Below are 13271 nucleotides of genomic sequence, written 5' to 3' on the forward strand. Positions count from 1 at the left end.
AATCATCGTTTTTTCTAAAGTGCATAACCCCAGTAATATATATAAGCGAACGTAGTGCACAAGGTCACGCCCAAGATATTTTCAAATTTGATAAAGTCTGTAAGGTTTGTACGCTAGCTTGAGATTTTCGGGGAATTTAATGATCCTTTGCTTGTATACAAGCGTATGCCTAAGTAATATTGCTTTTTAAACAAAACATCGCTATCGGTGTTTAATAATGTTAAGAGAGTGTATAAATTGAGTTTGACTTTACTGATTGTACTTATCTGTTTGGTGGCACTTTTAGCTGGATTTGTTTCTGGTGTATTTGGAGGTGGTGCTGGTCTTATTAATGTTCCGGGGTTTTATTTATTGATGCAATATGCCTATCCAACCAATGACCATTTAATGCAAGTTGCGATTGCATCAGGTGTGAGCTCTAGCGTATTACTAGGTTTTTTTGCAACGTTTAAACAGCATAAATATAAGCAGATTTGCTATCAGACACTACGCTGGGCAATGGTAAGTGTGCTCTTAGGTGGTGTTTTAGGTGTGTTTCTCATGACCACGATCAGTAGCAATGATCTCAAGATTATCTTTGCGCTGATTGTTATCGTTATGGCGATTTGGATGTGGCGCAAGCTTAAGGTTGTATTAAAAATCTGGCAAGCTCCACTACCATTAAAAGCACTAAGTGCATTTCTAGCAGGGATGTGTACCATGCTCTCGGGTGTGTCGGTTTTCTTTGTGCCATTTTTAACAAAATGCGGCTTAGATATTCGCAAAGCAATTGGTACATCAACGGTGATTACCATGGTGTTATGTTTGGTGATGTCTGGCTTTTTTGTGCTATTTGGTTGGCATGCTGATAATTTACCACCGTATAGTATTGGCTATTTGAATTTAGTATTCTTTTTAGTAGCTATGATACCAAGTGTGATTGGTGTTAATATTGGTGTTAAAGTAACAGCACTTATTTCACATAAATATTTACAAATTATCTACATTCTCATGATGCTGATTGTTGCCATCACCATGCTTGTTTAGAAAATAAGGAGAACAGTATGAAAAAGGAATATCAAACGATTAATCCAAGTAATGCAAAGCTACTTGAGACTTATCCAATGTTAACGTTGCCTGAAATAGATCAAACGATTGAAAAAGTCAAAAATGCACAATTATTATGGCGTGATCATGCGATAGATCAGCGTATTGAGTATATTCAAAAAATCAAAGTACTATTACTGCAAAATTTTGATCAATATGCGCGCTTAATTACAAATGAAATGGGTAAAACACTGAAAGAAAGTATCTCTGAAATTAAGAAGTGTGCTTTTTTATGTGATTATTATGCAGAACACGCAAAGGCAATGTTAAGTCCACAAAAGATTAACTATCAAGGGTTAAACGCCGAGCGTGTTTTCGCACCATTGGGTGTGATCTATATGATTATGCCGTGGAATTTTCCTTTCTGGCAGGTGTTTCGCGCAGCAATCCCCAACATCTTAATTGGTAATGGTATCGTATTAAAGCATGCCGAGAATGTCATTGGTTCAGCCTGTGCGATTGAAGCGTTATTCACACAAGCAATAGAATTACCATTGTTGAAAAATGTCGTCATTGATCTTGCGCATTCTGAGCATATTATTAAACATTATGATATTGCCGCAGTAACACTCACTGGTAGCAATCGCGCAGGGAGCATTGTTGCCAAACAAGCCGGAGAAGTTTGCAAAAAAACTGTATTGGAACTTGGTGGATCCGATGCTTATATTATTCGCAAAGATGTTGATGTTGAGAGCGTTGCTAAAGAAATTGTGAACGTCAGAGTGCTCAATAGTGGGCAAGTGTGCATTTCACCAAAGCGATTGATTGTTGATAAAGCTATTAAAGTAGCATTTGAACAAGCGGTGCTTAATACGATTGACGAAATTGTTGTTGGAGATCCGTTAGCAGAGAATACAACGATGGGACCTATGGCAAGAGTCGATTTGCGTGATAATATACATCATCAGATTGAGCAAAGTATTGCCCAAGGTGCGAAATTATTAACCGGTGGACATTTCTTGAAAACAGGTAATACAAAGGGTTTCTATTATGCGCCAACGGTATTAACGGATGTCGCACCATCGATGCTGGCATTTCAAGAAGAGTTATTTGGTCCGGTCATTGCAATTAGCTATGCAGACAATGATGAAGAAGCGATTGAGCTTGCAAATAAATCGAAATATGGCTTAGGTAGTGCAATTTTTACCAAAGATATTGAGTATGCCAAAGAAGTAGCAGAAAAACGCATTGAAGCGGGCATGTGTTTTATTAATCAATGTGTTGTCTCGCATCCGGCGTTACCGTTTGGTGGTGTCAAGCAATCAGGCTATGGTCGAGAGTGTTCACAAGAGGCATTGCGTGAACTTGCAAACATCAAAACCGTATTAATAGGATCATAAGCTTCATAACAATTAGAAAATTTTGCTGCTTTTTTTAGAAAAGTCGCTAGAATGTCACAAACTCATCAAATCATGTACGCGGATGCAAAGTAATAAAAATATTGTCATCATTGGTGTTGTCGGCGGTTCCGGTTCTGGAAAAAGTTTATTATCTAATACAATTGTTGAGGAGCTTGAGGATTTAGAATCCGCAAGAGTGACGGTATTATCTGAGGATCATTACTATCGTGATAATAGTCATTTATCAAAAGCGCAGTTAGATAGATTGAATTACGACCATCCGGATGCCTTTGAACACAGTTTATTAAAAGAGCATCTAGAGTCACTCATTGCCGGTCAAAATATTGAAGTGCCATTGTATGATTATGCAACACATAGTCGGGTGAAAGGTCAAACGCTGCCGATTAGCGCGCAGACAAGCATTTTGATTCTAGAAGGGATCATGCTGTTTACTGATGAGAATATACGCAAGCTGATGGACATTAAAATTTTTATGGATACGCCGATGGATGTATCCTTTATCCGTCGTTTGGTGCGTGATCAGAAAGAACGCGGTAGAACAGTCGATAGCGTCGTGACGCAGTATTTAGAAACAGTACGCCCGATGTTTTTACAGTTTATTGAACCTTCTAAACGTTATGCTGATATCATCGTGCCGCATGGTGGCAAGAATAAGATTGCGATTGACGTGATTCGTTCAAAAGTTCGTGAGTTATTAAGACATAATCACGCATGACAAAGTGTTAATACACTTATTTTTTCAATATGATTCTCTGAAAAGTTTTGAATACATGTGATAAGTGCCTTCAGTGTTGCGCCTGTCGTGTATACATCATCAATAATTAAAAGGTGTTTTGCCGTGATTGCACGCTTTTGTTTAAAGACATTATGCATTTGGCGTTGTCGTTGTTCATAGCTTGATTTGGCTTGGGGCTTGGTATATTTGTGGCGCTTTATCGAATGTAGATCAACTGGGTGATTAACTGAAGCCAAATGCTTCGCTAAAATTTCTGCTTGATTAAACCCACGCACAACAAAGCGCAAACGATGGCTTGGCAGAGGCAAGATATAATCAATATCAGCAAGTGAATGTAAGCGTTTAAAGCTTGTTGCAAGATATAGCCCTAGCGCATTACCCGCAATATGATTGTTTTGATATTTAAATAAAAAGAGCAATCTGCGTGTTAATCCTTCAAAATGATTCAATGCATAGAAGATGACAGGTTGTCCATTAATCATCAGTTGTTGGCGTTTATTCGTATGCGCTTCTTTAGAAAGTGCTTCTTGGCAATCATTACAAAGGCCTTTGTTTGTAATCTGTTGACAAATAATGCACTGGCTAAAAAAAACGATCGTTTTAAGCTTATGTGCATAATCACGCAAATACATTTATTTCTCCAGCTAGTTTGATGAATCCTATACAACATACTCCTCAGTTAAGCAGATTTTTGGGAATATACATTGTTGCTGATCATGTATCAAAAATGATACGGCTGAATACCTTGATGAAACATCTATTCTGCCAAGATAAGTGTAAAATTCAATCAATGGCGTGATTAATGGTAGATGTTAATCACTAAATAAAGAATCAAGGAGAATAACAATGGGCATATCAAACACAACAAATACCTCAAAATGGGCTAAATTTGCAGAAGGTTATAAAAAGTACTGCAACCACCAGTCTGAGATGGCGCGCAAACGCATGGGCGTGTAGCTTTAGTTGGATTAAGAAAAATATTTAACTTTAGGCAAGTGCCAGTTTTTATAAATAGCGCATAATCTTAGGCTTAAGCCAATCGCAATAATAATCAGCGCACTAATGAGATTATCGACTTTAAAATACAGTGTTAATGCATGGAGTATGCCAACCAAGGCCGCAACAAGGGCGTAGAGTTCTGCTTGAAAAACAAGGGGAACATCATTACATAATACATCACGCAGCACGCCACCAGATACACCGGTAATAATTGCCATTAATACGGCAATGATAAAGCTGCCAAAAATCATAAAATGGTCATTGCTTACCGCGTGTTGTGCGACACTATAGCCAATGTCACTGCCTAGATAAGCAAAAGTAACAAGGCCTAGTGCATCAACAATTAAGAAAAACTTATGACGCTTAACAATGTGGCGCGCGATAAAAATAGCCAAGATAGAGGCGATAAAAGTCACCAGAATATACTCAGGATACATCACCCAAGTCAAAGGATAATACCCTAAAAGCACATCACGCACGGTACCACCACCTAATGCGGTAATGGTTGCAATGGTGACAATCCCAAAAATATCCATATTTTTCTTGCCGGCAGAAATCGTGCCGGACATGCTTTCAGCGGTGATTCCAATCACATAAAGGATTTGAAAGACGATAACTTTATCAACAAGGAAGTACATGATTTATTAAGGAATTATTTCAGCTTAAATTAGCTGCGTATAATACCCCTAGATAAGCCAGAGGAAAAGCTTTTTAGAAAATCTCAAGATTAATTTATGGTGTGTCGCTAAATGGATCATAGGCTGAACATAGTGGTTTACTTAATGTTAACAATATCATGCAAATACTTCCCTTTTGGTTACACAAAGAAAAATACATTGAAATAGTATGTCTCTATCCAAAAGTTTTCTGAAGTTATTGATGTGATCAGATGTGTGCAGTCAGGGGGAGTGTGCAGGATCTGAACTGAGATAATGTGCAGTAAGTTTTGATTTTTTTGATGGTAAATAAACAAAAAGCAAGGGGAGAAGGATGAAAAAATCGTTGTCATAACAAGTGCGCTATTGTTTGGTGTCTCTAGTGCATCATATGCAGCTAAAGGGGCAGTAGATCAGGCAAGTCATGCTGAGTTGCAGGCACAAATCGATCAGCTAAAGCAAGAGTTGGATCACTTAAACACAAATCAAAATGGTGCTCGCAAAGATCAAAGCGATGCAATCTATGTAACAAGTGATCAAAAATATGGTGTGTTCTCAGATTATGATCAACCATTTGCAAAATATTCAAGCTCTAGATTGCCGTTTTCAATATTGAGTCATCGCAATAAGTACAGTGATGGTGCATTAATATTTGGTGGTTATATCGAAGCGGATGCAACAGTGTGGCAAGGTGATAAATTAGATACTTTTAACGGTGCACACAATGGTAATGCATATCAGGCAACAAGTAGTTATGAGCAAGGTTGGGATTTAGCCATTAATGAGGCGGATTTATATATTGTTGCTAACCTTGGGCATTATGTTCAGGCATCAACTGTTTTCACTGGTGCCAGTTATGCTGATCCAGAGGTTAGAGATGCTTATGTCACTTTTGGTAATCTTGATAGCTCACCAGTTTACTTAACTGTTGGTAAAAACAGATTATCATTTGGTTCGTTTGCTGATGGCGGTCCTTGGATTGGAGGGATTACGCAGGCGATGTTTAGACCAGGGCACGGCACGGTATCGGCGAATTTAGGCTTGAGTTTTGGTGACTTATACAGCGCCTCACAGAGTAAAGATCACTTCAATGTCAATGCCAACTTGGCAGTCTTCCAAGGTAAGAGTGACAGCAATAACAAAACAAACTTCATGGCAAGCCTATTTGCAGACTATGATGATAATACCTATAACTTCGGTGGTACTTTGGGTTATATGTATAACTGGATTGGTACGGGTATGGGGGCGACGTCTTTGGTTGTCAGCAATACAAACTCACCAAACCTTGTTAATGATAATAGAAATGGTATTGTCAATGCCGAAGTACATGCCGGTGTAGATGCTTATTTCAACTTAGGATTAGGCTGGACTGGTTCGACAAACAAAGAAGTTTATAGTAATAACACGCGCTTTGGTGCATGGTATATCCAAGCAGATACTCCGTTGCCAGTATCTGGTAAGATCATTCAGGACCTTGATTTAGGTCTTGGCATGCAGCATGCGTATAATACCAATAACTTGCCGTTTGTTATGCCAGGCGATGAGACCAACAAAACTGTGCCAAAAGTGCTTGGCGTGCAAAATGAATATCTGGCATACCTAAGCTCACATGTATTCTCTAAGAATAATCTTGTTAGTCTAGAGCTTGGCAGATTAGATTGATATAATGGCAAAACCAGTTACGAAGCAACACTAGATCTTTCTACTTATTTCTAATGGGCTTGAACCTTGCCTTATGCTGATTAAACGCTTACATGCTATTTATCTCTTTAGTTATGTAATGACGTTGCCAGCGTTGATTCATATGTGCAATACATCCCTTCTTTTGAAAATTTCAAAGGAAAAATGTATTACGATCATCTCGCATATGAGCAACTTTCAATGGAGACTGACGTACCCTTCCTGTATTACTGCATGCTCCACTGAAATATTCTTTAAAAAAATTAAGCTATAACCATTGAAATACACTGATTTAAATGATGGTTAAAATTCAAAATATATATCCATCGTGAATCATTTTGCGGTGGGTATAAAGGGGAGAAACAAAGATGTCTAGTAGACAATTAAAATTAGTCACAACAAGTGTTGCTTTAATAGGTCTTGGTTTGATAAATTTTTCAAATGCATCGAGTAATATCGCTGGTGATAATGGTTATATCTATACTTTTATTACGCATAGAGATAATGAACTATTCTTATCAAAAAACCAAATAATCAATGGTGCCATACAAAACAAAGCTTACAGCCCAGTTAGGCTAACTGGGGTTAATAAAGATGGTAACTTAAATGGTGTTGCAACAACTCCTGATGGAAAAACGCTCTACTTATCCTCGTACAGTGAAGATTATAATCAAAGATATATTTATGCTTGCATGGAAAGTGGTGCAGAATATCGTGCATATGATTGCACAATGATAGGATTACCAGCAGAAATAGATAACCAGTTAAATTTTGGCTTCCATAAAATTACTTATAATAATGGAAATCTTTATATTACTTTAACTGGGAAAGTAAATGGCTTTTATGCAGGCGCTTTAATTTATGATACAAAGAGCCAGCGTTTTTTAAAAGGCGGGAAATCTAAAAGTTATTTTTTTGCAGTAAACCCTCATAAGTTTGACAGTGGTGATGTGATTAACTTTTCTCAGGATGGGGCGCATTATATTTCAGTTCCACAGCATGCTTACAGTGCGTTATCATATGGCAAGGTAGATAATCAAGGCCTTTTGACTGAGCAACAAAGTGCACCTACACAATTTTATCTTGGGTCAGCTGCTTTTCTTTCTCCTGCAAGTAGTGGTCTGCCAGTTCTTTTTAGTGATCATACTCAGGTATATTATTTTGATAATATAGATAAATTAGAGCATAACGAAGGAACTATAGTTTCAAACAAACGTATTTATACCATGAAAACAGCGATAAATAGTAGGTATATTTTGGGTTGTGACGACAGTGACAGAAAGATGTATATTGCTGATATTTCTAAACTAAATGCAACAAGTAAAATGTCATTTGTAAGCATAGCGCCAAGCTCAGGAAAAAGCTGTACACACAATAGTACAGCATCACTTTTCGTAACAAACTAATTACAACTTTAGTTGGTTAGAAAAATATTTATTCCATTAATCCCAAACACCATGAATATTCAATAAAACAACGCCGTGATAATATCCTTCGATCATCTTGTTGAGTGTCTCGCTGGTGATATGAATTTGATGCGTTTGGTTGTGCGTTAGCTGAAGTCGTGATGTGTCTAGCTCAATATCATTGACAAATATTTGAAGTGGGATTTTGTGAAAATCGCCTTCGTTATCACTGTTTAGCGATGTTAATGTTGCCGCGCTAGCAAGTGCTATCGTTGCCGGCTCAGCAAGCTGCAACTGTAAGCGCTTGTTGCTGTTACTAAAGTGCATCTTGTGATCATCTTCAGTTTGTAAGCTTGGCTGTAATGACGCCTTATTTTGTGCATTAAGATTCGATAGTTGTAATTTATCAGGCTGACTAATTCGTGCAGTGACTGTCAGAGTCATACTTGCTGATTGTGTTGTAGCAAAGCTTATCTGGCTTATACAAAACAGATTAAGTGTGGTAAGCGCGATAAAAAATATACCCAATAAGTGCTGTAACCAATGCATTGGGTAAATACAGCACTTTGTCGATGGTCGTTTTATGATCGCATCGGCTGGGTGATGATATAAATGCTTAGTGAGTATTGTCCTTGCTGTCATAGTCTATGCTCCTTTATCTATTGGAGTTACGAACTTTTGCTATTTCAACACCCCGCCTCGCAAGCTAGGCGCCCCTCTTGCAAAGAGGGGAATTAAAATCACCGTCGCCCAATTCCTCTCTTTGCAAGAGGAGTGGCAGCCGTAGGCTGACGGGGTGTTTATAAATCATAGTTCTTCTAAAGTGCGTAACTCCATTTATTTAGTTATCTGAGTCCTTCCTGTGGCAATTTGAGTATAGTTTTTAGATGTACTAAGTCAAATAGCAAATTCAACAATTACATTTCCTTACACAATCATTCGAAATGGTAAATATCTTGTCACTAGAGATGGGTAGACTAACCTCGTTCAACGTAATGGGGCGTTGGAGCAAAACGTAAAATATGGGGATTTAAATTATGTTTTAACCGATATCGAAAATCATTGGTTTTTCAAACTTAGGTTTATTATTGTTGACTGCGGCTAATCAGGGTAATGCAGTGCCATACAAGGATTGCTCAGGTGGGATTGCTGTTAATGGCTTGTTTGACTATTGGCATAAAGACAAAGATGGCAAAATGCAGTTGACCAAAACGCTTACAAATAATAGTTGTGGAACAGCGCTTTATTATATTGTTAACATTGCGCGTGTTGAAAATCCATTTGCTAAAAATGGCAAGAAGGAAAAAGACATCACCCTTACGCCAAAAGAAATGGCGCAAAGTATCTTGCCTTCAAAAACGCGCTTGATCTTGGCGCCAAAGCATAAACAGTCGATCAATCTTTATATGCCTGAAGGCAACCATAATGATAAGTTAAGTTTCTATTGCGTAAGCTTCCAACCGGTTATTCCAAGCAAAAAGTATGGCTTTGATATCGATGAAAAAACAGAAAAGGAACTGCAAGCACAAACAACGATTGGTATGGGGGTGGCAACTGCAGTTGTCGTTGAGCCGGTGCATCCTGATTATAGCTATAGCGATAGCCAAAAGGGTAATCAAGTCACCTTAACCAATAAGGGTAATGCGTTATTATTTGCTGATTCTAGTGGCAGTTGCATCAAGCCGCAGGCAAACAACAAGGCTAAAACAAATCTAGCGGCAACTAAAGCGCAACAAGGTCAACTAGATAAAGTAGCTAAAGTAAACAAAGAGGCTAAAGTAGCAAAAACAACAGCCAAGCAAGCAGCTAAGTCAAAAGTCACTGAGATCCAGTGTAATGACAATGGTTATGCAAATCTTGAGTTAAAACTTTATCCACAGCAAAGCAAAACAGTCGATTTATCACACTATAAAGATCAAGTGACATTGACGATGAAAAAAGGCTATCAACGTGAGACGCATTATTACAATGTCACACATGCCTAATATTCACGACAAAATACTCCACAAGATTTGCAATTAGATCTTATCAATCATGATTTAACTGTTAATGCGACTAAGACAATTAATTACGGTCAATACTCAGTGCTAGCTAATTGGTCTCAATATGCTGCATGGAATGCGATAGGTAATACCAGCCAAGTATCAGATGTAAAAGATATGCTTGCTATTAGAATAAGTGGTGGCTCCAAAGGTGATATTACAAAGTTAGTGGGGTATACATTGACTTTTGATGGAACAGATATGACAGATACACAATCAAAGAAAACACTTCAATACAATAGGATTTTTTATCCTACTAAAGAAGGGGGTATTAAAGTAACAGGGGATGCTAATCCACCTTCAGATCTATTTACTGGGCTAGATGCTGCATCATTTACTAATAGTCCAAATGGTACAAAGTATAATGTCACGACAAATTCTTTTAAAAAGACACCTTCAAAACGGACGGGGGCTATATACGTGCCTTTTGGGCTTACGTTATTTACAGATAAGGCAGCTGCTGTATCAGCAGCTGGTGGTACCTTTACCGGAACTATAACAATTAGTTTAAATGGTGTTTTTTAAAAAGAAGAAAATACTGATCTGCTTAGTATAGGGAGTAAAAGATGGTAGGTCCAGAACTGATTTCCATCACCTGTCATCTTTTAATTCTCAATTTTAGGTGGTTTTATTTAAAGCCATATTTATTTAATTACTTTTGTTGTGATCTGTTAAGTGGTAGGGGATACGGCTCAAGTAACTATTGTTTTAAGGGTGAGAATAAAGAAATTTGTTAATCATTATTAGCAAATAAACCATATTTTTATATGGGGAGTAAATTAAAAAAATATATAAAATATCAAAGGGGATAAAAATATGAAAATGAAATTAATTGGGTTAAGTATTGCTTTAGCGAGTGTTGGGTTGGTTGGTTTAGCGAGTGCTGGAGGATCTGGAACTCGAACTGCTAAAGTTACTGTAAATGCTACAGTCGATAAATCTGCAACTAAAGATTTAGAGTTCTTAATACATAAAAAATTTGATGCAGGTAGTGCTGCATTAACATATGATTTTGGTAATTTGGAAATTATGCCACGTGCTAATGATGCGAAGAATTATGCATTTGGCGTAGTTAATGGTTATCTTGATCCGGTATCAGGGTTACCTCAGACGCTGGCACTGGAAATTAAAAATGCAACAAAGAGCAGTATTACATTAACTTCTTTAAGTATTGAGACAACTAGAGGAGCGGTGACTTCTTCAGATTCAGCTCTAAGTCCTTTTATTAGATTGACAACTGTTGATAAAGGTTTATGTGGTCAGGTCAATGCTTCAGACTCTGTTCCACAACAATTATACTCTAACTGTACTGACAAACCGAAGGATATTGCAGCTGCTAGAATGGACGTGGATATTAGTAATATTTCTGGTAAAGGTGTTATCGATACTGGAAAGTCATTTTATATCCCTTACGGTGTAATTGTAGAAGCTAATCAGGCTGCTTATGACGCAATTGCTGTAGGCTCTGCTCAAACGATGTCATTACAAGCAGAATTTAAATTAGCTGCTAGTTGGTAATCACAATGACATAAATAGACAGGATCAGGATCAATTCCCATTACCTGTCTTCTTATTGAATCTGAAGCTTAAGCGGCTTTATTTGTTTAAAATATTACAATTACGATAAGCCGCTTGTTAGCGGCTTTTTTGTTATTAAAAATTAAGAGAGAGAATTTATGAAAAAAATATTAGCAATTATATGTGGTATTTGTGTTTTATCATCTGCCATGGCGGGTGTGGTGACTAGTCAAGGTACAATGCAAAGCAGTGGAAATGACGTATCCTTTACTTTTTGGGATACTAACCATACTATGTATAGATGCTTCTTGCACACAGAAAGTCAGATGAATTATTCGGGTGACTTTGAACTATATGATCCTAAACAGAGCGCAGATTTATTTCGCTTGCTAAATGGGTTTCGAGGAAAAGTTAAGGTGACAATTTCAAATAAAAGTTTGGGTTCTGTTGAAGCTGATTATAAAATGCTAAGTATGAAGATTTCTACAGATATACCAAGCAATCAATATAGCGCTTCTATAATATTACCTATGCAAGCACAGACTAGTTTTCCAAATCAAGATGTTAAATTAGAAGGTGGTAGTGGCTGTCGGTTGTCAATAGCATAAAGAGTAACGGGGTCAGGGCTAATTTCCATGACCTGTCTTCTGATTGAGTCTGAAGCTTAAGCGGCTTTATTTATTTAAAATATTATAATTACGATAAGCCGCTTGTTAGCGGCTTTTTTGTTTCTAAAGGCTTGAGACTTATGGTCTCCACCACGAAGAAATCTTGTGTAGTTATTTTCGATTATGCCAGCCCATTCAGAGGACAGAAGACAGAAGACAGAGGACAGAGGACAGAGATTGGCAAGCAAAACCTAACCCATGGTATTTGGCGCAAAACTTTAATGGGCATCAAATCAGTAGATCAAAGGCATTTAGTTTAAGTTATCTGTATCATGTTGATAGATAGCTAAGACTTAGTGATATGCGTGCAGGAAGGTTGCCATAGCAAATTTTAGTCCTTAAAGCGGATAAGTGCTTTGTGATGGGTATATATTCTGTTTCACCTTGTTTAATGCTAAACTTTATACAAATGCAACCATAGGAGCGCATTATGAATGATGAAGTAAAAGTAACAATTACTCAGGATAAATTGGTCGATATCCTAATGCATGCAGCCACTAGAGAAGATATTGCCAATGTTAAAACTGAAATATCAGGTCTGGGTGATAAACTAGATAAAGATATTGCCAATGTTAGAACTGAAATATCAGGCCTGCGTGATAAGCTTGATAAAGATATTGCCTCTGTGAATAACCAAATAAACAAACTAGATAATCGAATCGATAAACTGGATAATCGTATTGATAAATTGGATAGTCGAATCGACAGTAATTTCAAATGGATGATGGGCGCCATCATTATTGCCATTTTAATTCCTCTTGTATCCAAGTTTATTCCGGTTCTTCATTGATTCTTTTTGCTATACTTCAGCAAGTTTTAACTAAGGCAGCTAATCATAAATGGCAGATAAACACGATAATGTTTTCAAAGATTTAATCAGCAATAGAGATTTTGCAGTGAGCTTTTTGCAAAACTATATGCCAGAAGAACTTGTTCACTTGGTTGATTGGAAAAGTATTGTTTTAGCATCTGCTAATGTTGAGCATGTGCGGCAACGTGCGACCTGCAAGTCGTACAATTCGTTGTTATGCTAATTCTAAGATTAGACATAACCAATCATTTTGCTGATTGTTATCCTCTCCCATATGCTTATCTGGCAACGGATTGGTGTAAAGCTGG

At 37.4% G+C, this 13271-nt stretch carries 14 protein-coding genes; 11 read left to right on the forward strand and 3 right to left on the reverse strand.

Annotated elements, in window-relative coordinates:
* The first annotated feature begins 228 nt into the window (after positions 1 to 228).
* The 3 genes from IE867_RS11415 (at position 229) to udk (ending at position 3162) form a co-directional block, all read left to right on the forward strand.
* Positions 229 to 1026, forward strand: a complete 798-nt coding sequence (locus IE867_RS11415) for a sulfite exporter TauE/SafE family protein (RefSeq protein WP_318779346.1) — start codon at positions 229 to 231, stop codon at positions 1024 to 1026.
* A 17-nt stretch (positions 1027 to 1043) separates the two neighbouring features.
* Positions 1044 to 2426: an aldehyde dehydrogenase family protein gene (locus IE867_RS11420; protein ID WP_192484845.1), complete on the forward strand. Its 1383-nt coding sequence runs from the start codon at positions 1044 to 1046 to the stop codon at positions 2424 to 2426.
* Positions 2427 to 2508: 82 nt separating this feature from the next.
* Complete coding sequence (gene udk / locus IE867_RS11425) at positions 2509 to 3162, forward strand: uridine kinase (RefSeq protein WP_192484846.1); 654 nt, start codon at positions 2509 to 2511, stop codon at positions 3160 to 3162.
* On the opposite strand, the gene IE867_RS11430 is transcribed toward udk, so the two are convergent.
* Positions 3153 to 3815, reverse strand: a complete 663-nt coding sequence (locus IE867_RS11430; RefSeq protein WP_192484847.1) for a ComF family protein — start codon at positions 3813 to 3815, stop codon at positions 3153 to 3155. The two genes, udk and IE867_RS11430, sit on opposite strands and share 10 nt — an antisense overlap.
* Positions 3816 to 4151: 336 nt before the next feature.
* Positions 4152 to 4820 (reverse strand): trimeric intracellular cation channel family protein, encoded by a 669-nt coding sequence (locus IE867_RS11435; RefSeq protein ID WP_192484848.1) that lies wholly within the window; start codon positions 4818 to 4820, stop codon positions 4152 to 4154.
* Positions 4821 to 5204: 384 nt separating this feature from the next.
* Here IE867_RS11435 and IE867_RS11440 point away from each other — a divergent pair, with 384 nt between their 5' ends.
* Together IE867_RS11440 and IE867_RS11445 are read left to right on the forward strand one after the other, a co-directional pair.
* Positions 5205 to 6500: a DUF3573 domain-containing protein gene (locus IE867_RS11440; RefSeq protein WP_192484849.1), complete on the forward strand. Its 1296-nt coding sequence runs from the start codon at positions 5205 to 5207 to the stop codon at positions 6498 to 6500.
* A gap of 386 nt (positions 6501 to 6886) precedes the next feature.
* Positions 6887 to 7924, forward strand: coding sequence for a hypothetical protein (locus IE867_RS11445; RefSeq protein ID WP_192484850.1), 1038 nt, complete (start codon positions 6887 to 6889; stop codon positions 7922 to 7924).
* 36 nt (positions 7925 to 7960) lie between these two features.
* Here IE867_RS11445 and IE867_RS11450 read toward each other — a convergent pair whose 3' ends face one another.
* The gene (locus IE867_RS11450; RefSeq protein ID WP_192484851.1) at positions 7961 to 8566 is read right to left on the reverse strand and encodes a hypothetical protein; all 606 of its coding nucleotides are present in this window, start codon (positions 8564 to 8566) and stop codon (positions 7961 to 7963) included.
* A gap of 449 nt (positions 8567 to 9015) precedes the next feature.
* Here IE867_RS11450 and IE867_RS11455 point away from each other — a divergent pair, with 449 nt between their 5' ends.
* From IE867_RS11455 to IE867_RS11480, 6 genes are all read left to right on the forward strand, one after another.
* Complete coding sequence (locus tag IE867_RS11455) at positions 9016 to 9909, forward strand: hypothetical protein (protein ID WP_192484852.1); 894 nt, start codon at positions 9016 to 9018, stop codon at positions 9907 to 9909.
* 27 nt (positions 9910 to 9936) lie between these two features.
* Positions 9937 to 10491: a hypothetical protein gene (locus IE867_RS11460; RefSeq protein WP_192484853.1), complete on the forward strand. Its 555-nt coding sequence runs from the start codon at positions 9937 to 9939 to the stop codon at positions 10489 to 10491.
* Between the two features lie 291 nt (positions 10492 to 10782).
* Positions 10783 to 11484 carry a hypothetical protein gene (locus IE867_RS11465; protein WP_192484854.1) on the forward strand — a complete coding sequence of 234 codons (702 nt, stop codon included), beginning with the start codon at positions 10783 to 10785 and terminating at the stop codon, positions 11482 to 11484.
* A 158-nt stretch (positions 11485 to 11642) separates the two neighbouring features.
* Positions 11643 to 12092 carry a hypothetical protein gene (locus IE867_RS11470; protein ID WP_192484855.1) on the forward strand — a complete coding sequence of 150 codons (450 nt, stop codon included), beginning with the start codon at positions 11643 to 11645 and terminating at the stop codon, positions 12090 to 12092.
* 490 nt (positions 12093 to 12582) lie between these two features.
* Positions 12583 to 12942 (forward strand): coiled-coil domain-containing protein, encoded by a 360-nt coding sequence (locus IE867_RS11475; RefSeq protein WP_192484856.1) that lies wholly within the window; start codon positions 12583 to 12585, stop codon positions 12940 to 12942.
* Between the two features lie 49 nt (positions 12943 to 12991).
* Positions 12992 to 13186: an Rpn family recombination-promoting nuclease/putative transposase gene (locus IE867_RS11480; RefSeq protein WP_192484857.1), complete on the forward strand. Its 195-nt coding sequence runs from the start codon at positions 12992 to 12994 to the stop codon at positions 13184 to 13186.
* Positions 13187 to 13271: the final 85 nt, after the last annotated feature.

Source organism: Cysteiniphilum marinum, assembly GCF_014857925.1.
In the GTDB taxonomy this organism is placed as follows: Bacteria; Pseudomonadota; Gammaproteobacteria; order Francisellales; family Francisellaceae; genus Caedibacter; species Caedibacter marinus.

Bases quoted from the DNA above. Each gene is read 5' to 3' on its own strand.
- IE867_RS11475 (WP_192484856.1), top strand. From the start codon at position 12,583: ATGAATGATGAAGTAAAAGTAACAATTACTCAGGATAAATTGGTCGAT.
- IE867_RS11465 (WP_192484854.1), top strand. From the start codon at position 10,783: ATGAAAATGAAATTAATTGGGTTAAGTATTGCTTTAGCGAGTGTTGGG.
- IE867_RS11430 (WP_192484847.1), bottom strand. From the start codon at position 3,815: ATGTATTTGCGTGATTATGCACATAAGCTTAAAACGATCGTTTTTTTT.
- IE867_RS11470 (WP_192484855.1), top strand. From the start codon at position 11,643: ATGAAAAAAATATTAGCAATTATATGTGGTATTTGTGTTTTATCATCT.
- udk (WP_192484846.1), top strand. From the start codon at position 2,509: ATGCAAAGTAATAAAAATATTGTCATCATTGGTGTTGTCGGCGGTTCC.
- IE867_RS11480 (WP_192484857.1), top strand. From the start codon at position 12,992: ATGGCAGATAAACACGATAATGTTTTCAAAGATTTAATCAGCAATAGA.
- IE867_RS11420 (WP_192484845.1), top strand. From the start codon at position 1,044: ATGAAAAAGGAATATCAAACGATTAATCCAAGTAATGCAAAGCTACTT.
- IE867_RS11435 (WP_192484848.1), bottom strand. From the start codon at position 4,820: ATGTACTTCCTTGTTGATAAAGTTATCGTCTTTCAAATCCTTTATGTG.
- IE867_RS11450 (WP_192484851.1), bottom strand. From the start codon at position 8,566: ATGACAGCAAGGACAATACTCACTAAGCATTTATATCATCACCCAGCC.
- IE867_RS11445 (WP_192484850.1), top strand. From the start codon at position 6,887: ATGTCTAGTAGACAATTAAAATTAGTCACAACAAGTGTTGCTTTAATA.